13 protein-coding genes are annotated in these 20939 nt (G+C 73.1%); 8 read left to right on the forward strand and 5 right to left on the reverse strand.

Going from position 1 to position 20939, the window contains the following annotated elements; genetic code table 11:
- Positions 1-194 precede the first annotated feature (194 nt).
- The 6 genes from ACI79W_RS05285 to ACI79W_RS05310 all read left to right on the forward strand — a co-directional run bounded on the left by ACI79W_RS05285 (position 195) and on the right by ACI79W_RS05310 (position 7251).
- Positions 195-1385, forward strand: a complete 1191-nt coding sequence (locus tag ACI79W_RS05285; protein ID WP_456561025.1) for an acetyl-CoA C-acetyltransferase — start codon at positions 195-197, stop codon at positions 1383-1385.
- Positions 1382-2404, forward strand: coding sequence for a methylmalonyl Co-A mutase-associated GTPase MeaB (gene meaB / locus ACI79W_RS05290; RefSeq protein WP_456561026.1), 1023 nt, complete (start codon positions 1382-1384; stop codon positions 2402-2404). Before ACI79W_RS05285 ends, meaB begins: the two co-directional genes overlap by 4 nt.
- Before the next feature lie 62 nt (positions 2405-2466).
- A complete protein-coding gene (locus ACI79W_RS05295; protein WP_456561027.1) occupies positions 2467-3936 on the forward strand; it encodes a phytoene desaturase family protein in 1470 nt (489 codons plus the stop codon).
- Between the two features lie 55 nt (positions 3937-3991).
- Positions 3992-4519: a MarR family winged helix-turn-helix transcriptional regulator gene (locus ACI79W_RS05300; protein WP_456561028.1), complete on the forward strand. Its 528-nt coding sequence runs from the start codon at positions 3992-3994 to the stop codon at positions 4517-4519.
- 40 nt (positions 4520-4559) lie between these two features.
- Positions 4560-6239 carry an acyl-CoA mutase large subunit family protein gene (locus ACI79W_RS05305; RefSeq protein ID WP_456561029.1) on the forward strand — a complete coding sequence of 560 codons (1680 nt, stop codon included), beginning with the start codon at positions 4560-4562 and terminating at the stop codon, positions 6237-6239.
- Between the two features lie 49 nt (positions 6240-6288).
- Positions 6289-7251, forward strand: coding sequence for a tetratricopeptide repeat protein (locus ACI79W_RS05310; protein WP_456561030.1), 963 nt, complete (start codon positions 6289-6291; stop codon positions 7249-7251).
- A 9-nt stretch (positions 7252-7260) separates the two neighbouring features.
- On the opposite strand, the gene ACI79W_RS05315 is transcribed toward ACI79W_RS05310, so the two are convergent.
- The 5 genes from ACI79W_RS05315 to ACI79W_RS05335 all read right to left on the reverse strand — a co-directional run bounded on the left by ACI79W_RS05315 (position 7261) and on the right by ACI79W_RS05335 (position 17076).
- Positions 7261-8652, reverse strand: a complete 1392-nt coding sequence (locus ACI79W_RS05315) for a neutral zinc metallopeptidase (RefSeq protein WP_456561031.1) — start codon at positions 8650-8652, stop codon at positions 7261-7263.
- A gap of 118 nt (positions 8653-8770) precedes the next feature.
- Complete coding sequence (gene glgB / locus ACI79W_RS05320; RefSeq protein ID WP_456561032.1) at positions 8771-11698, reverse strand: 1,4-alpha-glucan branching protein GlgB; 2928 nt, start codon at positions 11696-11698, stop codon at positions 8771-8773.
- Positions 11699-11750: 52 nt separating this feature from the next.
- On the reverse strand, positions 11751-13133 hold the full coding sequence (locus ACI79W_RS05325) for a maltokinase N-terminal cap-like domain-containing protein (protein WP_456561033.1): 1383 nt from the start codon (positions 13131-13133) through the stop codon (positions 11751-11753).
- Positions 13130-14947 carry a maltose alpha-D-glucosyltransferase gene (gene treS, locus ACI79W_RS05330; protein ID WP_456561034.1) on the reverse strand — a complete coding sequence of 606 codons (1818 nt, stop codon included), beginning with the start codon at positions 14945-14947 and terminating at the stop codon, positions 13130-13132. The genes ACI79W_RS05325 and treS overlap by 4 nt, the downstream gene beginning before the upstream one ends.
- A gap of 95 nt (positions 14948-15042) precedes the next feature.
- Positions 15043-17076, reverse strand: a complete 2034-nt coding sequence (locus tag ACI79W_RS05335) for an alpha-1,4-glucan--maltose-1-phosphate maltosyltransferase (RefSeq protein WP_456561035.1) — start codon at positions 17074-17076, stop codon at positions 15043-15045.
- 148 nt (positions 17077-17224) lie between these two features.
- Between ACI79W_RS05335 and glgP the strand changes: the two genes are divergently transcribed.
- On the forward strand, positions 17225-19774 hold the full coding sequence (glgP, locus tag ACI79W_RS05340) for an alpha-glucan family phosphorylase (protein ID WP_456561036.1): 2550 nt from the start codon (positions 17225-17227) through the stop codon (positions 19772-19774).
- A 122-nt stretch (positions 19775-19896) separates the two neighbouring features.
- On the forward strand, positions 19897-20850 hold the full coding sequence (locus tag ACI79W_RS05345) for an FHA domain-containing protein (RefSeq protein WP_456561037.1): 954 nt from the start codon (positions 19897-19899) through the stop codon (positions 20848-20850).
- Positions 20851-20939 lie beyond the last annotated feature (89 nt).

Raw genomic sequence — 20939 nt, forward strand, 5'->3', positions numbered from 1 at the left:
AAGACGTCTGAGACGACACGTCGGTGTGGTGGGGCTCACGCCCGCGACGTGACCTCGACCACTCGTCCGGCCCTGCCGCCCCTCGGGCGGCCGTCCTATCCTTCCCGGAAGGCCCGACGCCGCGCCGGTACCACCGTCGCGGTGCGTCCCGACAACGTGGTCGCCACCGGCGGCGGCCCGGCACTGGAGGCAGCATGTCCCGCTCGGTCATCGTCAGCGGCGCCCGTACCCCGATGGGCCGGCTCCTCGGCTCGTTGAAGGACTTCTCGGCGGCCGACCTCGGGGGCGTCGCCATCAAGGCCGCGCTCGAGCGGGCCGGCATCTCCGGTGACCAGGTGGACTACGTGATCATGGGCCAGGTCATCCAGGCGGGGGCCGGCCAGAACCCGGCCCGTCCCGCCGCGGTGGCCGGCGGCATCCCCATGTCGGTCCCGTCGCTGACCATCAACAAGGTCTGCCTCTCCGGCATGAACGCGATCGCGCTGGCCGACCAGCTCATCCGCGCGGGTGAGTACGACGTCGTCGTCGCCGGCGGCATGGAGTCGATGACCCAGGCGCCGCACCTGCTGGCGGGCTCGCGCACCGGCACGAAGTACGGCGACACCAAGCTCATCGACTCGATGGCCCACGACGGGCTGTCGGACACCTTCGACCAGGTGGCGATGGGCGCGCTCACCGAGCAGGCCAACAGCCGCTACGACCTGACCCGCGAGGAGCAGGACGCCTTCGCCGCCGCCAGCCACCAGAAGGCCGCCCGCGCCGCCAAGGACGGGATCTTCGACGAGGAGATCACCCCGGTCCTCATCCCGCAGCGCAAGGGCGACCCGATCGAGTTCCGCGAGGACGAGGGCATCCGCCCCGACACCACCGTCGAGAGCCTCTCGAAGCTCAAGCCGGCCTTCGCCGAGGACGGCACGATCACCGCCGGCACCGCCTCGCAGATCTCCGACGGCGCCTGCGCCGTCGTGGTGATGAGCGCGGAGAAGGCCGCCGCGCTGGGCTGCACGGTGATCGCCGAGATCGGCGCGCACGGCGTGGTCGCCGGCCCGGACGCCACGCTGCAGAGCCAGCCGTCGCGCGCGATCCAGAAGGCCTGCGAGCGGGAGGGCATCGACCCGACGTCGCTGGACCTGGTGGAGCTGAACGAGGCGTTCGCCGCGGTCGGCATCGTCTCCACCCGCGAGCTGGGCATCGACCCGGAGAAGGTGAACCCCAACGGCGGCGCCATCGCCCTGGGGCACCCGGTCGGCATGAGCGGCGCCCGCATCGTGCTGGACCTCGCGCTCGAGCTGCGCCGCCGCGGCGGTGGCGTCGGTGCCGCGGCGCTGTGCGGCGGCGGCGGCCAGGGCGACGCCCTGATCCTGCACGTGCCCGCGAAGGCGTGACGGAGGGGCTCGCCGTCCAGCCCGACGCCCCCACCGGCCCACGTGGCCGACGAGGGCGCCGGGCCGTCGACGTGCCCACCCTCGTGGCGCGTGCCCGCGAGGGCGACGCCCGGTCGGTGGCCCGGCTGATCTCGCTGGTGGAGGACGCCAGCCCGGCGCTGCGCGAGGTGGCGGCGGCGCTGGCCCCCCACACCGGCACCGCCCAGGTCATCGGGCTCACCGGTTCCCCGGGGGTCGGCAAGTCGACGTCGACCACCGCGCTCGTGCGGGCGCTGCGCCAGGCGGGCAAGCGGGTCGGGGTGCTGGCCGTCGACCCGTCCTCGCCGTTCTCCGGCGGCGCGCTGCTGGGTGACCGCGTGCGCATGCAGGACCACGCCGGCGACAGCGGCGTCTTCATCCGCTCGATGGCCTCCCGCGGGCACCTCGGCGGGCTCTCCTGGGCCACGCCGCAGGCGCTGCGCGTGCTGGACGCGGCCGGCTGCGACGTCGTGCTCGTCGAGACCGTCGGCGTGGGGCAGTCGGAGCTCGAGATCGCCTCGCTCGCCGACACCACCCTCGTGCTGGTCGCCCCCGGCATGGGTGACGGCATCCAGGCGGCGAAGGCGGGGATCCTGGAGGTCGCCGACGTCTTCGTCGTGAACAAGGCCGACCGGGACGGCGCCGATCAGACGGTGCGCGACCTGCGCTACATGCTCTCCCTCGGCGGGCGGCACTCCGAGGCCGGTCACTGGCGCCCGCCGATCTGCCGCACGGTGGCCGCGCGCGACACCGACAACGGCGTGGACGAGGTGCTGGCCCGGATCGAGGAGCACCGGCAGTGGCTGGAGGCCTCGGGTGAGGGGCACCGCCGGCGCAGCGAGCGGGCCGCCCGCGAGATCGAGGCGATCGCACTGGCCACGCTCCGGGAGCGGATGGGCGACGTGCGGGGGTCGGCGGCGCTGGGTGCGCTGGCCGACGCGGTCGTGAGCGGCGGGACCGATCCCTACCGGGCCGCCGACGAGCTGCTCGGCCAGCTGTAGCCGCTGGCCGCGCAGGTCCGGCGCCCACCGGCCAGGATGGGACGGGTGAACGGACTGCGGCAGTGAACGGCAAGGCGGATGCCGTCGTCGTCGGAGCGGGCCCCAACGGGCTGGCCGCCGCCCTCCGCCTCGCCGCCGCGGGGCTGCGGGTGCAGGTGGTCGAGGCGGCCGGACGGCCCGGTGGCGGGATGCGCACCGAGGAGCTCATGCGCCCCGGCTTCCACCACGACGTCTGCTCGACGGTCCAACCGCTGGCCGCCGCGGCGCCCTTCTTCCGCGAGTTCGACCTGCCGGCGCGCGGGGTGCGCCTGGTGTACCCGGAGGTCAGCTTCGCGCACCCGCTGGACGGCGGCCGGGCGGCGGTCTCGCACCGCTCCCTGGAGCGGACCGCGGCCGGCCTGGGTGCGGACGCCGACGGGTACCGCCGGCTCTTCGAGCCGCTCGTGGAGCACGGCGCCGACATCGTCGACTTCTTCCTCACCAGCCGGCTGCGCAGCCTCCCGACGCGCAGCCCGGTGCAGATCGCCAGGTTCGGGCTCACCGGCCTGCCGAACGTCCGCTGGCTGGCGCACCGATACTTCGACACCGCCGAGGGGCGTGCGCTCCTCGCGGGAGCCGCGGCACACGGGATGCTCGACCTCCGACAGCCGCTGACCTCGGCGCTCGGCATGCTGCTCGCGATGCTGTCCCACCACGTCGGGTGGCCGCTCGTCGAGGGCGGGTCGCAGAAGCTCGCCGACGCCATGGTGACCGCCCTGGAGGAGCAGGGCGGCGAGGTCGTCACCGGCCACCTGGTCACCGACCTGCGCGAGTTCGAAGGCGTGCCGGCGGTGCTGCTCGACACCTCGCCCGGCGCCTTCGTGGCGATGGCCGGGGACCGCGTGCACGAGGGGTACCGCCGCTGGGTGCAGCGCTACCGGCACGGCGCCGGCGTCTTCAAGATCGACTGGATCCTCTCCGAACCCGTCCCGTGGGTGAACGCCGACGTGCGCCGCGCCGGGACCATCCACGTCGCCGGCACGCTGGAGGAGACGATCGCGGGGGAGCGGGCGCCGAACGAGGGCCGGGTCACCGACCGGCCCTACGTGCTCGCCGTCCAGCCGACGGTGCCCGACCCCAGCCGCGCGCCGGGCGGTGGGCACGTCTTCTGGGCCTACGTGCACGTGCCGCACGGCTCCGACGTCGACATGACCGACGCGATCGAGCAGCAGGTCGAGCGGTTCGCGCCCGGCTTCCGCGACACGATCGTCGACCGCCACACCAAGAACGCCGTCGCGATGGAGCAGTGGAACCCGACCTACCTCGGCGGTGACATCTCCAACGGCCAGACCACCCTCCGGCAGATGCTCGCCCGCCCGGTCCCGCGCTGGAACACCTACAAGACGCCGGCCCGCGGGGTGTACCTCGCGTCGTCGGCGACCCCGCCCGGTCCCGCCGTCCACGGCGCCTGCGGCGACCAGGCCGCGCGCGTCGCCCTGCGCGAGGTGTTCGGCGTGCGGCACGTCCCCCAACTCCGGCCGCCGCTGCGCTGAGCGTGCGCCTCGTGGCGGTCACGGGCGTCCCCGAGGCACAGGTACCGTGCCGCGCATGGTCCGACCGCTGGGGCTGCCGTTCGACCCGATCGAACGCGCCGGGGAGAAGTGGGAGGAGCACTTCGGCCCGTCGTCGGCGATGCGGGCGGCGACGTCGGTGTTCCGCGTCCAGCAGATCCTGCTCGCCCGCTTCGACGAGGTGCTGCGCCCGCTGGAGCTGACCTTCGCCCGCTACGAGGTCCTCGTGCTGCTCACCTTCAGCCGGTCGGGGGAGCTGCCGCTCAAGGTGATCGGCAGCCGGCTGATGGTGCACCCGACGAGCATCACGAACGCCATCGACCGGCTGGTGGCCGCCGGGTACGTCGACCGCCGCCCGAACCCGGCCGACGGGCGCGGCGTCCTGGCGGCGATCACCGCGCGCGGCCGCGCCGTCGTGGCAGAGGGGACGCAGGCGCTCACCGCTCTCGACTTCGGGCTGGCGGAGCTCGCGCAGGAGGAGCACGAGGCGCTGTTCACGACGCTGCGCCGGGTCCGGCTCGGTGCGGGGGACGTGGCCGCGGAGCCCGTGGGCGACGCGCCGTGACGCTCGACACACGATAGTTGGACGTCCTAGCATCTCGGGCATGAGCGATGACGCCCGGCAGCGGTGGCAGCAGCGGTACGACGCGGCGCTGGCCGCCGGGCGGGTGCGCGACGCGGACTTCACCACCCTCTCGGGGGTGGAGGTGGACCCGGTGTACGGCCCGGCAGACGAGAGCGCCGTCGAGGGCTTCGAGCGGATCGGCTACCCGGGTGAGTTCCCGTTCACCCGGGGCCTGCACGCCACCGGCTACCGCGGCCGGGCCTGGACCATCCGGCAGTTCGCCGGCTTCGGCAACGCCCGGCAGACCAACGAGCGCTACAAGATGATCCTGGCCGAGGGTGGCGGCGGGTTGTCGGTCGCCTTCGACATGCCCACGCTGATGGGCCGCGACTCCGACGACCCGCGCAGCCTCGGGGAGGTCGGGCACTGCGGCGTGGCGGTGGACACCGCCGTCGACATGGACGTGCTCTTCGACGGCATCGACCTCGAGGCCACCACGACGTCGATGACCATCAGCGGCCCCGCCGTCCCGGTCTTCTGCATGTACCTGGTCGCCGCCGAACGCCAGGGCGCCGACATCGGCCGGCTCAACGGCACCCTGCAGACCGACATCTTCAAGGAGTACATCGCGCAGAAGGAGTGGCTCTTCCCGCCGGAGCCGCACCTGCGCCTGATCGGTGACCTCATGGAGTACTGCGCCGAGCACATCCCGGCGTACAAGCCGATCAGCGTCTCCGGTTACCACATCCGCGAGGCCGGTTCGACGGCCGCGCAGGAGCTCGCCTACACGCTGGCCGACGGCTTCGCCTACGTGGAGCTGGGGCTGTCCCGCGGCCTGGACGTCGAGCAGTTCGCCCCCGGGCTCTCGTTCTTCTTCGACGCGCACATCGACTTCTTCGAGGAGATCGCCAAGTTCCGCGCCGCCCGCCGCATCTGGGCCCGCTGGCTGCGCGACGTCTACTCCGCGACGACCGAGAAGGCGCAGCAGCTGCGGTTCCACACCCAGACCGCCGGCGTCAGCCTCACCGCCCAGCAGCCGGACAACAACATCACCCGGACGGCGGTGGAGGCGCTGGCCGCGGTGCTCGGCGGCACGCAGTCGCTGCACACCAACGCTCTCGACGAGGTGCTGGCCCTGCCCAGCGCCAAGGCGGCGCAGATCGCGCTGCGCACCCAGCAGGTCATCGCCGAGGAGACCGGCGTCATGAACGTCGCCGACCCGCTGGGCGGCTCCTGGTACGTCGAGGCGCTGACCGACGAGCTCGAGCGCCAGGCGGAGGAGATCTTCGCCCGCATCCGGGACATGGGGACCGACGGCACCATGACCTCGGGCATCCTGCGCGGCATCGAGGACGGCTGGTTCACCGGCGAGATCGCCGAGGCGGCCTTCGCCTACCAGCGGGCCCTGGAGAAGGGCGACAAGAAGGTCGTCGGCGTCAACACGCTGGTCGGCTCGGTCGACGCCCACGACAAGCTCGACATCCTGCGGGTCAGCCACCAGGTGGAGGTCGAGCAGAAGGCCGAGCTGGCCGGTCGCCGGCAGCAGCGGGACGACGAGGCCGCCCGTGCGGCCGTCGCGCGCATGGTCGAGGTCGCCCGGACCGAGGAGAACATGGTCCCCGCGATGCTCGACGCCGTGCGCGCCGAGGCCTCCCTGGGCGAGATCTGCGACGCCCTCCGCGCGGAGTGGGGCGGCTACACGGAGCCCGCCCGCTTCTGAGAGGGCGGCCGTTCCAGCGACTCCGGTGCGAAGTGGGATGATCGAGGTCATGCAGCCCACCCGCCCCGGACGTCCCGACCCGCGCGCGCAGGCACAGCAGGCGCAGATGGCCGCCGCCATGGCCGGCGCGGTCGACCTCGCCGCCGTCAAGGCGCGCTCGGAGGCCGCGGCGCGCGCCCAGGCCGCCCCGCCGCCGAGCGCCACCGCGCCGGCGGGTGCACCGGGCGCCGCGGTCGTCGACGTCACGGAGGCGACCTTCCAGGCCGAGGTGCTGGACCGGTCGTTCCAGGTGCCGGTCGTGCTCGACCTGTGGGCCGAGTGGTGCGGGCCGTGCAAGCAGCTCTCCCCGGTGCTCGAGCGGCTCGCCGTCGAGGGCGGGGGCTCGTGGGTGCTGGCGAAGGTCGACGTCGAGGCGAACCCCGCGCTGGCCCAGGGGTTGCGCGTGCAGGGCATCCCCGCCGTCAAGGCGGTGTGGCAGGGGCAGCTGGTCGCCGAGTTCACGGGGGCGATCCCGGAGGAGCAGGCCCGCCAGTTCGTCACCGAGCTGGTGCAGGCCACCACCGGCGGCGCCGTCCCCGGCGCCGAGCCGCAGGGCGAGGTGGAGGACCCGCGGCTGGACGCGGCGGAGGCCGCGCTGGAGCGCGGTGACCTCGCCGCGGCCGAGGCGGCCTACCAGGCGATCCTGGCCGAGGAGCCCGACCACCCTGACGCCGGCATCGCGCTGCGCCAGGTGCAGCTGTTCCGCCGGGCCGAGGAGGCCGGCCCCGATGCGCTGGCCGCCGCGGACGCCGCACCCGACGACGTCGCCGCGCAGACCCGGGCCGCCGACTACCTCCTCGGCACCGGCAACATCGAGGCGGCGTTCGACCGGCTGCTCGACGTGGTACGCCGTACCGCGGGGGAGGACCGCGACGCGGCGCGCAAGCACCTGGTGGAGCTGTTCGCGGTCGTCGGCGACGCCGACCCCCGCGTCGCGTCCGCCCGCCGGCAGCTCACCGCCGCGCTCTTCTGACCGGCGAGGTCAGCCGCCGACACCGCACGCCTCGCCGCCGTCCAGGAAGCCGCTGCGGAAGGCGCCGACCAGCTCGAAGCCCGAGGCGTCGGTCCGGGGGAAGACGTCGTCCTCGACGCCGTACCGCAGCAGGAACTGAACGGCCTCGTCGAGGTCGCCGGGGCTGATCTCGGCCCCGACGACGTCGGCGAACTCGGCGTCGTACCACTGCGCCTCGTACCACCCGGTGAGGCAGACAGCCGAGCGGATCGCCTCGCCGTCCTCCACCGAGAGGCCGGCCTGGTCGCGCGCCGCGAGGGCGTAGGGCAGGGCCAGAGCCGTGGCGAACGCGAAGTCGCCGATCTCGTCGTAGGCGGGGATCGCCAGGTCGGTCTCGTCGATGTAGACCGTGCGGTTCTCGGCGCAGTAGCCCAGGTCGCGGCCGTCGAGCCCGTCGCAGCCCGGCGCGGTGCCGTCGAACCCGGCGATCCCGGGCTCGTCGAACTCACCGCCGAACGCCGCCGGGAAGACCTCGTCCCAGAAGACGGGCAGGGTGGTGCCGACCCAGTCGACGATGTCGGCGAAGGCGGCGTTCCCCTGGTCGAGGTCGGTGGGCGTGAACTCCGCGGCGGTGAACAGCCGATCCTCGCCGAACGCGTCGCGGCAGGTGCCCAGGCCCCGCTCGAACCCGTCGTAGAACGCGGAGACGCGGTCGAAGTAGGAACCGTGCGCCTCGACGTCGTCCGGGTCGCTGCCCACGTCGTCGCGAAGCAGGAGGAAGCCGCGCACGACCTCGTCGAGCTCTGGCTCGCGCAGCGAGAGGTGGCCGGCCCGGCCGTCCGCGACCCAGCGCGTCCAGGCCCCGGCCAGGCAGTCGGCCTGGGTCTCGTCCTGGATGCTGCGGCCGGACTCGGCGAACCCGAAACGACCCTGCATGGCATGCCCGAACTCGTGCGCCATGACCACCGGTACGAGGAAGCGGCCGTAGTCGTCGGAGAGCTCCTGCAGCAGCGCGCGGTCGTAGGCGATGACGTCGCAGGCCGGGTCGTAGAACGCGTTGCCGGCGACCTCCTCCGGCGGGGTGTAGGAGTCCTCGCAACCGATCCCGGTCTCCGGATAGGCGTCCTCGTCGAGGGCCTCCGAGTCGACCGAGAAGTACCCACCCTCCAGCGGCGCGTACGGCTCGCCGAAGTGCTCGGGGTAGGCCTGCGTCCAGAAGGCGTCGAGGTCGGCCAGGGCGTTGCGGGCGAACTGGTCGATCGGCTCGTCCCCCGCCCCGGTCACGGGGAACTCGGCGGCGCTCACGTCGGTCGGCCCGTCGTCTCGCGGGCTCGCCTGCCCGCGCACGGTGCCGGCGGCGCAGCCGGTGAGCAGGAGCCCCGCGACGACCAGGGGGGTCACCCGGTGCAGCAACTGTCTCATCGGGTGGTTCCTCCACGGGCGGGCGGGCGTGCGCCGCACAGCATGCCCGGTGCGCCGGGGGAGCGGCGACCACCGGGCCGCACCGGAGCGGCGCGACCCGGTGGTGGCCGACCGGGGGTCAGCCCTCGTGCAGGAACCAGACGGTGCCCAGCGGTGGGGCGGAGATCGTCGCCGAGTACGGCTGGCCGTGCCAGGGCTCCGGCTCCGCCTCGACCCCGCCGTAGTTGCCGACCCCGGACCCGCCGTACCCCTCGGCGTCGGTGTTGAGCACCTCGCGCCAGTGGCCGGGGCGGGGCAGCCCGATCCGGTACTCGTGGTGGGGAGCCCCGGAGAAGTTGACGACGCAGGCGAGCGCGGAGCCGTCCGCGGGCTCGCCGGCCTCGTCGTCCCCCCCGGCGGTGGCGGGAGAGGCGCTCTGCGGCACGGCCCCGTACCGCAGGAAGGAGAGCACGTTGCCCGAGGCGTCGTTGGCGTCGATCCACTGGAACCCGGCCGGGTCGACGTCCAGCGACCAGAGGGCGTCGCACTCCCGGTACCGGCTGTTGAGGTCGGTGACCAGCTGCAGCATGCCGCGGTGCGCGGGGTCGTCGAGGTGCCACCAGTCCAGGGAGCGGCTCTCCGCCCACTCCGAGTCCTGGGCGAACTCCGACCCCATGAACAGCAGCTGCTTGCCGGGGTGGGCCCACATGTAGGCCAGGTAGGCGCGCAGGTTGGCCAGCTGCTGCCACCGGTCCCCGGGCATCTTCCGGAGCATCGAGCCCTTGCCGTACACGACCTCGTCGTGGCTGATCGGCAGGACGTAGTTCTCGCTGTACGCGTAGTGCATCGAGAACGTGAGCTGGCCGTGGTGGTAGCTGCGGTAGATCGGCTCGCGCTCGACGTAGGAGAGCGAGTCGTGCATCCAGCCCATGTTCCACTTGAAGCCGAAGCCCAGGCCGCCCAGGTGGGTGGGGCGGGTGACCCCCGGCCACGCGGTGGACTCCTCGGCGATCGTCACGACGCCGGGCACCTCGCGGTAGACGGTGGCGTTGAACTCCTGCAGGAAGGCGACCGCCTCCAGGTTCTCGCGCCCGCCGTACTTGTTGGGCACCCACTCGCTGCGCGAGTAGTCCAGGTAGAGCATCGAGGCGACCGCGTCGACGCGGATGCCGTCGACGTGGAACTCCTTGCACCAGTACAGCGCGTTCGCGACCAGGAAGTTGCGGACCTCGGACCGGCCGAAGTCGAAGACGTAGGTGCCCCAGTCCAGCTGCTCGCCCCGGCGTGGGTCACCGTGCTCGTAGAGCGGCGTGCCGTCGAAGCGGGCCAGCGCCCACTCGTCCTTGGGGAAGTGGGCGGGTACCCAGTCGACGATGACGCCGATGCCGGCCTGGTGCGCCCGGTCGATCAGGTAGCGCAGGTCGTCCGGGGTGCCGTAGCGGGACGTCGGCGCGTAGTAGGAGGTGACCTGGTAACCCCAGGAGCCGCCGAACGGGTGCTCGGCCAGCGGCATGAACTCGATGTGCGTGAACCCGGCGTCCCGGACGTAGTCGACGAGCTGGTCGGCCATCTCGCGGTAGGAGAGCCCCTGGCGCCAGGAGCCGGCGTGCACCTCGTAGACGCTCATCGGCCGCTGGTGCCAACCCGCCTCGGCGCGCTGCTCGAGCCAGGCGCCGTCGGCCCACTCGTAGGTGGACTCGGTGACGACGGAGGCGTTCAGCGGCGGTACCTCCGTGGCGAAGGCGAGCGGGTCGGCCTTCTCCCGCCACGTCCCGTCGGCGCCCAGGACGTGGTAGCGGTACCGGGTGCCCACCTGTGCGCCCGGGATGAAGATCTCCCAGACGCCGGAGGAGCCGAGCATGCGCATGGGGTAGGCGCGGGCCTGCCAGTAGTCGAAGTCGCCGGTGACCTTGACGCCCTGGGCGTTGGGTGCCCAGACGGCGAAGGAGACGCCCTCGACGGTGCCGCGCGGGGTCTCGTAGCGCCGGACGTGGGCACCGAGCACCTCCCACAGCCGCTCGTGGCGCCCCTCGCGGATCAGGTGCTCGTCGACCGGCCCCAGCGTGGGCAGCCAGCGGAAGGGGTCATCGACCGTGTGGGTGGTCGTCCCGCCCTGGCCGTCGCCGTAGACGACCTCGATCCGGTAGTCGCCGGGCTGGCGGGGGAGAGCAGCCTCGTAGATGCCGCCGCCGTGGAGCTGCGCCGCCTCGTAGCGGCTGCCGTCCTCGTCCAGGACGGCGACGCTGACGGCGTCCGGGCGCAGCGTGCGCACCGCCCAGCCGTCGGCCGCGCGATGGGCGCCGAGGACGCGGTGCGGGTCGCGCGACCAGCCCTCGACGATCGCGCGGAGGTCCTCCTCGCCGAACTCCTCGACGTCGGCGTCCCCGGCGGCGCCCGCGGTCGTGCCGCCCGCGGGTGCCTCCGCGTCGGTGGGGGCGACGTCGGTGGGGGCGACGGCGGTGGGGGCGACGTCGGTGGGGGCGACGTCGGAGGTCGAGGTGCCGGCCGGGGACGCCGCGCCGCCGCCGAGGACCGGCGCCGCGGGCTCGGCGGAGCCGTCCGAGCCCGCCCGGTCCTCGGTCGGCGCCTGCGGGGTGGGCGGCGTCGCCGGGTCGGGATCGGGGGCCACCGGCTGACCGGCCGGGGCGCCGGTGCCGTCACCGGGCTCGGCGATCGGCGCCGGCGCGACCGCCGGGTTGGCGGTGACCTCGGTGTCCTCGCCGCCCGGCTCCGGGGTGGCCTCGGTGGCGGTGGGCTCGGCGGCCACCTTCTTGGCCGTCGACCGCTTGGCCGCCGTCGCCCTCGTGCCGGTGGCTGCGTCGGCCGCGGCCGCCTTCTTCGCCGGTGCGGCCTTCTTCGCCGGTGCCGTCTTCTTGGCGGCCGCCGTCTTCTTCGCCGGCGCCGTCTTCTTCGCCGCGGCGCGCTTCGTGCTCTTCCTGGCCGGCTCCGCGTTCACCGGCGGCTCGCTGCCCGCAGCCGCCTCCGCCTGCGCCACCTTCTCCTCCACGGCGCGCTGCAGATCGTCCTTGCCGGCCACGGGGCTCTCGCCTCGGTCGTCGGTCGTCATCGTCTCGCCGTCCTCGTCCGTTCTCGGTGCTCTGGTCCGTCGGTTCGGGGCCTCAGTCGCGGCCGGCGAGCCGGGCGATCGACTGGAGCGGGATCATCAGCCAGTGCGGACGGTTCCTCGCCTCGTAGACGCATTCGTAAACCGCCTTGTCGGCCTCGAACGCCCGAAGGAGTGGTGAGTCCCCGCACGGGTCCATCCCGCTCGCCTCCGAGTAACCCGCGCAGAACGCAGCCCGGTTGCGGGCCGCCCACTCCTGGGCGCGGTACTCGCGCTGGGAGTCCTCGGGCTGCTCGACGAGCAGGTGCCGGGCGGCGTAGTCGAAGCTGCGGAGCATCCCGGCGACATCGCGCAGCGGGCTGTCGAGCTCGCGCCGGGCGGCCAGCGGACGGGCCGGCTCGCCCTCGAAGTCGAGGATGATCCAGCCCGTGGCCGTGCGCAGCACCTGGCCCAGGTGGAGGTCGCCGTGCACCCGCTGGCGCACGACCGGCTCCTCGCTACCGGCGACGGCGGCGTACACCTCCCGCAGCCCCTCGGCGTGCTCCCGCAGCTGCGGCACGATCTCCACGGCGGCGTCCAGCCGGTCCGACATCTGCTGGGCGACGGTGGCCAGCCACCCGGGAGCGGCCTCCTCGGTGGGCAGGACCCGCGCCAGGTCGGCGTGCACCGACGCCGTCGCGGCGCCCAGCCGCTCGCTGTCGGCGGCGAAGTCGCCGCCGACCTCGTCGGCGTGCAGGTCGCCCTCCGCGTAGAGGTCGCGGACGCTCGCGGTGGCCAGCCGCCAGCCGTCGCTGGCGTTGGGGACGAAGGTCTGCAGCATGGCGACCGTCGCCGGGTCCCCGCCCTGCGGGTCGTCGATCTCGATGTGGCCCAGCAGCGCGGCGATGTGCGGGTTGTCCGCCCGGCGCAGCGCGTCGTGGATCTCGACGTCGGGGTTGAGCCCCGGCTCCAGGCGGCGGAACAGCTTGAGGATCGCCTCCTGGCCGTACACCAGCGAGGTGTTGCTCTGCTCGGTGGAGACGATGTCGCCCGGCAGCCCCTCGGGGATGTCGCCCTCACCGGCGGGGGAGAAGTGCATCGGCCCGACGGACGAGCCCTGGGCCAGGTGGATCAGCCACGGCGCGGTGGACTCCCGGTCGCGCATCGCGTCGTAGGCGTAGGTCTCGGTGCCCTCGTTGGCGACCGCGCCGACGAGCGCGGTCTCCAGGTCCTCGGCCGGGTGGTCGCGCCAGGACAGCGGCACCAGGTAGGTCTCGACCACGTCGTCGGCGTACCGGATGCGGACCCGGTGGACCGAGAGCACCGGGTTCCCGCGGTCGAGGAAGAACCCGTCCTCGGTGACCTCGGCCCACTCGCGGCCCTTGCCGCCGAACCACCGCTGCTGCGGGATCCAGTCGCGGAACAGGTCGGTCAGCGCAGTTCTGGGATCGGCGCTCATCGGGGGTCTCCGGACTCGTCGGACGGCTCGTCGGCGGCGCTGACCACGCCTGCGGCCAGCAGGGTGTCGGCCACCGCGCTGGACGTCGCGCTGGCCCAGTCCTCGTGCTCCTCGGGAGCCGGCTCGGTCGGCTTGGACAGCTCGAACCAGTAGAAGCCGTGCCCGGCGAGGGTGAGCATGTACGGCAGGACGCCGATCTGCGGGAACTCCACCCGCCCGGTCAGCTCGATCGGCGTGTAGCCCTCGAACTCGCGCAGGTCCAGCTCCACCGGCTGCGGGAAGCGCGAGAGGTTGTTGACGCAGAGCACGATGTCGTCCCCGAACCGGCGGACGAACGAGAGGACCGTCGGGTTGCGGGAGCCGACCTCCTCGAACGTGCCCAGCCCGAACGTCGGGTGCTGGCCGCGGACCTGGATCATCCGCCGGACCCACTGCAGCAGCGAGTTGGTGTTGCGCAGCTGCGACTCCACGTTGGTGACCTGGTAGCCGTACACCGGGTCCTGGTTCAGCGGCAGGTACATGCGCTGCGGGTCGGCGGTGGAGAAGCCGCCGTTGCGGTCGGGGGTCCACTGCATCGGGGTGCGGACGCCGTCGCGGTCACCGAGCCAGATGTTGTCGCCCATGCCGATCTCGTCGCCGTAGTACAGGACCGGGGAACCCGGCAGCGAGAGCAGCAGCGCGTTGAACAGCTCGAGGGTGTTGACGTCGTTGTCCAGCAGCGGGGCCAGCCGCCGGCGGATGCCGATGTTGGCCTTCATGCGGGGGTCCTTGGCGTACTCCGCCCACATGTAGTCGCGTTCCTCGTCGGTGACCATCTCGAGCGTCAGCTCGTCGTGGTTGCGGAGGAAGACGCCCCACTGGCAGTTGTCGGGGATGTCCGGCGTCTGCGCCATGATCTCCGAGATCGGGAACCGCTGCTCCCGCCGGACGGCCATGAACAGGCGCGGCATCACCGGGAAGTGGAAGGCCATCTGGCACTCGTCGCCGTTCTCGCCGAAGTACTCCACGACGTCGGCCGGCCACTGGTTGGCCTCGCACAGCAGCACCCGGTCGGGGTAGTCCGCGTCGACGACCTTGCGCACCTCCTTGAGGAACTCGTGGGTGCGCGGCAGGTTCTCGCAGTTGGTGCCCTCCTCCTCGAAGAGGTAGGGCACGGCGTCGAGGCGGAAGCCGTCGATGCCGAGGTCGAGCCAGAAGCGCAGGGCGTCGAGGATCGCCTCCCGCACCTTCGGGTTCTCGAAGTTCAGGTCGGGCTGGTGCGAGAAGAACCGGTGCCAGAAGTACTGCTTGCGCACCGGGTCGAACGTCCAGTTGGAGCTCTCGGTGTCGACGAAGATGATCCGCGCGTCGGCGTAGCCGCTGTCGTCGTCGGCCCACACGTAGAAGTCGCCGTAGGGCCCCTCGGGGTCGCTGCGGCTGGCCTGGAACCAGGGGTGCTGGTCCGAGGTGTGGTTCATGACGAAGTCGATGATCACGCGCATGCCGCGGGCGTGGGCCTCGTCGAGGAACTCCTTGAAGTCCTCGATGGTCCCGAACTCGGGCAGCACCGCGGTGTAGTCGCTGACGTCGTAGCCGCCGTCCCGCAGCGGGGAGGCGAAGAACGGGGGCAGCCAGAGGCAGTCGACGCCGAGCCACTGCAGGTAGTCGAGCTTGTCGCGCATGCCGCGGAGGTCGCCGACGCCGTCGGCGTTGCTGTCGGCGAAGCCGCGGACGAGGACCTCGTAGAAGACGGCGCGCTTGTACCACTCGGGGTCGGTGCCCGGCGGCGGCAGGGCGGAGTGGCCCGCGGGGGCGTCGGGGACGGGAACGGACATCGGGAGCGGGTTCCCCTCTCGGGAGAAGGACCCCGTCCTCCCCACCCTTCGCAGGCTCAGGGCGGGACCCGGGACGGGGCCGGAGATCGATCTCTTCAGGAGACGGGCGGGGGGAACTGGACGGGACGCGGGAAGCTGAGGGAGAACACGTGCGCCGGCTCCCGGTAGGGGTCGAGCTCCACGTAGTTGAACTGGCCCCAGTCGTACCGGGCGCCGGTCAGCTCGTCGGTGACCCCGAACCGCTCGTGCCAGTCCAGCCCGAGCGCCGGGAGGTCCAGCGCCGTCGTCCCGATCTGCGTGTCCCGGCTGGAGAGGTTCACGACCACCAGGACGGCGTCGTCGGACGCCGGGTCGGTCTTGGAGAAGCAGAGCAGGTTGGGGTTGTCGACCTGGTGGAACCGCAGCGTGCGCAGCTGCTGCAGCGCCGGGTGGGCCCGCCGCACCTCGTTGAGCCGCCGCAGGTAGGGGGCGAGGCTCCGCCCCGACGCCTCGGCGCCGGCCCAGTCGCGCGGCCGGAGGACGTACTTCTCGCTGTCCAGGTACTCCTCGCTGCCGGGCTTCACCGCCACGTGCTCGAACAGCTCGAAGCCGGAGTAGACACCCCAGGTCGGGCTCATCATCGACGCCAGCACGGCGCGGATCTTGAACATCGGCGGGCCGCCGAACTGGAGCGACTCGTGGAGGATGTCCGGGGTGTTCACGAAGAAGTTCGGCCGCATGTAGTGGCTGTTGGAGGCCAGCTCGCGGCCGTACTCCTCCAGCTCCTCGCGCCCGGTCCGCCAGGTGAAGTACGTGTAGGACTGCGTGAAGCCGAGCCGGGCGAGCTGGTGCATCATCGCCGGCCGCGTGAACGCCTCGGCGAGGAACAGCACGTCGGGGTGGCTCTGCTTGACGTCCCAGATCAGCCAGTGCCAGAAGTTCAGCGGCTTGGTGTGCGGGTTGTCGACGCGGAAGATCTTCACGCCGGCGTCGATCCACACCTGGATCACCCGGCGGCACTCGGCGTAGATGCCCTCGGGGTCGTTGTCGAAGTTGATCGGGTAGATGTCCTGGTACTTCTTCGGCGGGTTCTCGGCGTAGGCGATCGTGCCGTCGGGCTTGGTGGTGAACCACTCCGGGTGCTCGGCCACCCACGGGTGGTCCGGGGCCGCCTGCAGCGCGAAGTCCAGCGCCACCTCCATGCCCAGCTCGCGGGTGCGGGCGACGAAGGCCCTGAAGTCGTCCATCGTGCCGAGCTGCGGGTGGACGGCGTCGTGCCCGCCCTCGGCGCTGCCGATCGCCCACGGCGAGCCGACGTCGTCCGGGCCGACCTCGTGCGGGTTGCCGCCGGGGAACTGGCTGGAGTTGGGGCCCTTGCGGTTCACCCTGCCGATCGGGTGGATCGGCGGCAGGTACACGACGTCGAACCCCATGTCGGCGACGGCGGGCAGCCGGTCGGCGGCCGTGGTGAAGGTGCCGTGGGTCGGCACCCCGGCGACCACCGGGCCCTCCGACCGCGGGAAGAACTCGTACCAGGAGCCGAAGAGGGCCTCCTTGCGGTCCACCCAGACCTCGTAGCGCTGCGAGCGGGTGACGAGCTCGCGGACCGGGTGCTCGTGCAGGTACCGCTGCAGGCCGGCGGCGAGCGCCGGGGCGATCCGGACGGTGAGCTCCTGCGAGGTGTCCCGCAGCGCCGTGGCCGCGGCCTCGACGCGACCGCGCCAGTCCTCCCCGGCCCCGGCGGCCACCCGGTCGAGCAGGCGGGCGCCCTCCTCGAGGTCGTTGGCCAGCTCGTCCGGGCCCTGCCCGGCCTCGACCTTCACCTCGACGGCGTGCCGCCAGGTCGCCAGCGGGTCGCTCCAGGCCTCCACGCGGAAGGTCCACAGCCCCTCGCGGTCGGGCACGACCGTGGTCAGCCAGCGGTCCGGCTCGGGCGGCAGCTTCGCCATGCGCAGGAAGGGCCCGCTCGCTTCGTCACCGCCGGGTGGCGTCCAGACGACGTTCGCCGCGACGGCGTCGTGGCCCTCGCGGAAGACGGTGGCCGTGATCGGGACGTGTTCCCCGACCACGGCGCGGGCGGAGAAGGACCCGCAGGACACGACGGGGGCGACATCGGTGATGCCGAGGCGGAGATCAGCGCGGCCAGTCATCGCCGACCACGCTACTGAGCTGCCGCCTCACCAGCATCTCGGCGGGCGATCCGGCTCCCGGGGCTCACCCGTCCGGGCTGCGCCGTGCCCTTCCGGACCGGTGCGCGACGCACCTGCCGGTGGGCCCGGATCTCGCTAGGCTCACCCGGTGCGAGCACTCCGCAGGTTCACCGTCCGCGCGGCTCTGCCGGAGCCGCTCCTGCCCCTGTCCCAGCTGGTGATGAACCTCCGCTGGTCCTGGCACGCCGAGTCCCGCGACCTCTTCGAGGCGCTGGACCCCGACCTGTGGCGCCGCTGCGGCGGCGACCCGGTCAAGGCGCTCGGCGAGGTGTCGGCCGAGCGGCTGGCCACGCTGGCCAAGGACCGGCGCTTCGTCCGCCGGCTCACCGACGCCGTCGACGACCTCGAGGAGTACCTCACCACGCCGCGCTGGTACCAGTCGCTGGGCGACGAGGCGCCGCGCAGCATCGCCTACTTCTCCGCCGAGTTCGGCATCACCGAGGTGCTGCCGCAGTACTCCGGCGGGCTCGGCATCCTGGCCGGCGACCACCTGAAGGCCGCCTCCGACCTGGGCGTCCCGCTGATCGGGGTCGGCCTGCTCTACCGGGCCGGCTACTTCAGCCAGGGGCTGTCGGCCGACGGCTGGCAGCTCGAGCACTACCCGTCGCTGGACCCGCACGGCCTGCCCATCAAGCTGCTGCGCCAGGCCGACGGCTCCGCCGTGGTCATCACCGTGCCGCTGCCCGAGGGGCGCACGCTGCACGCGCACGTCTGGCGCGCCCAGGTGGGCCGGGTGTCGCTGCTGCTGCTCGACAGCGACATCGAGGAGAACGCGCCCGCCGAGCGGCTGGTCACCGACCGGCTCTACGGCGGCGACGAGGACCACCGCCTCCGCCAGGAGATGCTGCTGGGCATCGGCGGGGTGCGGGCGGTGCGCGCCCACTGCTCGCTGACCGGCACCCCGCAGCCGGAGGTCTTCCACGCCAACGAGGGTCACGCCGGCTTCCAGGGCGTCGAGCGCATCCGCGAGCTCAGCGAGGCGCACGGCCTGAGCTTCGCCGAGGCGCTGCAGGCCGTCCGCGCGGGCACCGTGTTCACCACGCACACCCCCGTGCCGGCGGGCATCGACCGGTTCCCCAAGGCGCTCATCGAGCGCTACTTCGCCGGGTTCGGCGTCCCCTTGGAGCAGCTGCTCACGCTGGGTGCCGAGGACGACCCGGCAAAGTTCAACATGGCCCACATGGGCCTGCGGCTGGGCCAGCGGGCCAACGGCGTCAGCCAACTGCACGGGCACGTCAGCCGCGGCATGTTCAACGACCTGTGGCCAGGCTTCGACGAGGGCGACGTGCCGATCGGCTCGATCACCAACGGCGTCCACGCCCCCACCTGGACCGCGCGCGAGCTGGTCGAGATGGGCACGCAGACGTCCAGCCAGGGCGACCCCGTGGAGGTCGACGGCGAGGTGCACTTCGACGGGGCGGACCGCATCCCGCCCGCCGAGCTGTGGGGCACGCGGCGCATGCTGCGCGCCCGCCTGGTCGACGAGGTGCGCCGGCGTGTGCGGGACACCGCCCTGTCGCGCGGGGCCACCGAGGCCGAGGTCGGCTGGACCGACAGCGTCTTCGACCCCGACGTCCTCACCATCGGCTTCGCCCGCCGGGTGCCCTCCTACAAGCGCCTCACCCTGATGCTGCGGGACCCCGCGCGGCTCAAGGCGCTGCTGCTGGACCCCGAGCGGCCCGTCCAGCTGGTGATCGCCGGCAAGAGCCACCCCGCCGACGACGGCGGCAAGAAGCTGATCCAGCAGATGGTCGCCTTCGCCGACGACCCGGAGATCCGGCACCGGATCGCGTTCCTGCCCGGCTACGACATCGGCATGGCGCGCTACCTCTACTGGGGCTGCGACGTCTGGCTGAACAACCCGCTGCGCCCGCTGGAGGCCTGCGGGACCTCCGGCATGAAGGCGGCGCTCAACGGCGGGCTGAACCTCTCCATCCGCGACGGGTGGTGGGACGAGTGGTTCGACGGTCAGAACGGCTGGGCGATCCCGACCGCCGACGGCGTCGCCGACCCCGACCGCCGCGACGAGGTGGAGGCCCGGGCGATCTACGACCTGCTCGAGAGCCAGGTGCTGCCGCGGTTCTACGAGACCGACCGCGACGGGATCCCCGGCCGGTGGGTCGAGATGGTGCGGCACACGCTGCGCGAGACCGGTCCGCGGGTGCTGGCCACCCGCATGGTGCGCGACTACGTCCGCGACCTGTACGTGCCGGCCGCGGGCTCGGCCCGGTCGATGGCCGCCGAGGGGTACGCGCCTGCGCGCACGGAGGCCTCGTGGCGGGCGCACCTGCTGGCCCACTGGCACGACGTCCGGGTGGCGCACGTGGAGGCGACCGGTGCCGGTGACACCCCCGAGATCGGCTCGACGCTGGCGCTGCGCGCCGAGGTGGAGCTGCCCGGGTTGCAGCCCGACGACGTCGAGGTGCAGGCCGCCTACGGCCGGGTGGACGACGCCGACGGGCTGCACGAGGTGACCACCGTGCAGATGAGCCACGAGCACACCGACGGTTCGCGGCACTGGTTCACCGCCACCCTGCCGCTGGAGCGGACGGGCGCGTTCGGCTACACGGTGCGGGTGCTCCCGCACTCCGAGCATCTCGCCGACCCGGCCGAGCTCGGCGTGGTCAGCACCGCCTGAGGGGGAACCAGCGGGCACTCGGGCCACGCGGGTCACAGTGACCTCGTGTGACGTCGTCGCGCCCCGGCGTGGCGGTGGCCCGCGGCCAGCCAGAACGCTCGTGCATCACTAGGCTGGACGCCATGCCCGACCGCTGTGAAGTCCTCCCCGGAGATGCCGTCGTCGCTCGCCGTGGCGGCGGCCTGCTGTGGGTCGACGCTCCCGGCTCGCCCGCCCTCGTGTCGGCCCTGCACGCCTGCCTGGGTGTGTCGGGTCCCGGGGCCGACCGCGTGCTGGCCGCCGTGGCCGGTGAGGTGAGCTCCCTGGCCTCCGGTGGCGCCTCGTTCGCCCTCGTCCTCACCTCCGACGCCGGTACCGGGGTCGCGCTGTGGGCGGGCAAGGGCCAGCCGGCCGTCGACGGGGTCCCGGTCTCCGGCTCGTCGATCGACGGGGGGAGCCTCGCCACCGGTTTCTCGCTGGGGCAGTCGCTCTACGTCGGCCCCGGCCAGTCCGCGCCGGGCACCCCGCCGGGGGTGAGCTACGACCTGGTCGAGGGCACCGTGCCCGGCGGCGGGGCGACCCTGCACCTGACCGGGGCGGCGCCCGCCGCCGCCGCCGCGACCCCGGCGCAGTCGTTCGCGGCGAGCACGGACTCCGGCTTCGGCGCCGGCCGGGGTGCCTCCGCGGCCGCGGCCGCGGCCCGCCCCGAGTCGGGCGAGCAGACCGCCTTCTGGCGGCCCGAGACGACCGAGGCCGCGCCGATCCTGCGCTTCGACGACGGCATGGTCGTGACCATCGACGAGGACCTGGTCCTCGGGCGGCGTCCCGACAACCACGAGATGGTGTCCAGCGGCTCGGCCCGCGCGGTGCCGATCGCCGACACCCAGAACGTCCTCTCCTCGGCCCACGCGGCGCTGACCCGCAACGGCCGCGAGGTCTCGCTGGTCGACCTCGGCTCGCTCAACGGCACCCACGTCGCCGGCCCCGAGGCCACCGAGTGGACCCAGCTCGAGCCGGGCGTGGCCCACCCGCTCTCCGACGGCGACCGCCTCCTCCTGGGCTGGACCGTCATCACCTTCGAGCAGCCGCAGGACTGACGGCCCGCAGCGTTGGACGCCGGTGACCCGGAACCCTCGCGGTCCCGGGTCACCGGCGTTGGTCGACCCCGAGGGTGCCTGGACCGTCC

The organism is Blastococcus sp. SYSU DS0533 (genome assembly GCF_054050775.1).

Excerpts from the sequence above, each read along its gene's own strand:
- ACI79W_RS05285 (WP_456561025.1), top strand. The coding sequence starts at position 195 with ATGTCCCGCTCGGTCATCGTCAGCGGCGCCCGTACCCCGATGGGCCGG.
- ACI79W_RS05300 (WP_456561028.1), top strand. The coding sequence starts at position 3,992 with ATGGTCCGACCGCTGGGGCTGCCGTTCGACCCGATCGAACGCGCCGGG.
- ACI79W_RS05305 (WP_456561029.1), top strand. The coding sequence starts at position 4,560 with ATGAGCGATGACGCCCGGCAGCGGTGGCAGCAGCGGTACGACGCGGCG.
- ACI79W_RS05310 (WP_456561030.1), top strand. The coding sequence starts at position 6,289 with ATGCAGCCCACCCGCCCCGGACGTCCCGACCCGCGCGCGCAGGCACAG.
- ACI79W_RS05315 (WP_456561031.1), bottom strand. The coding sequence starts at position 8,652 with ATGAGACAGTTGCTGCACCGGGTGACCCCCCTGGTCGTCGCGGGGCTC.
- glgB (WP_456561032.1), bottom strand. The coding sequence starts at position 11,698 with ATGACGACCGACGACCGAGGCGAGAGCCCCGTGGCCGGCAAGGACGAT.
- ACI79W_RS05325 (WP_456561033.1), bottom strand. The coding sequence starts at position 13,133 with ATGAGCGCCGATCCCAGAACTGCGCTGACCGACCTGTTCCGCGACTGG.
- treS (WP_456561034.1), bottom strand. The coding sequence starts at position 14,947 with ATGTCCGTTCCCGTCCCCGACGCCCCCGCGGGCCACTCCGCCCTGCCG.
- ACI79W_RS05335 (WP_456561035.1), bottom strand. The coding sequence starts at position 17,076 with ATGACTGGCCGCGCTGATCTCCGCCTCGGCATCACCGATGTCGCCCCC.
- ACI79W_RS05345 (WP_456561037.1), top strand. The coding sequence starts at position 19,897 with ATGCCCGACCGCTGTGAAGTCCTCCCCGGAGATGCCGTCGTCGCTCGC.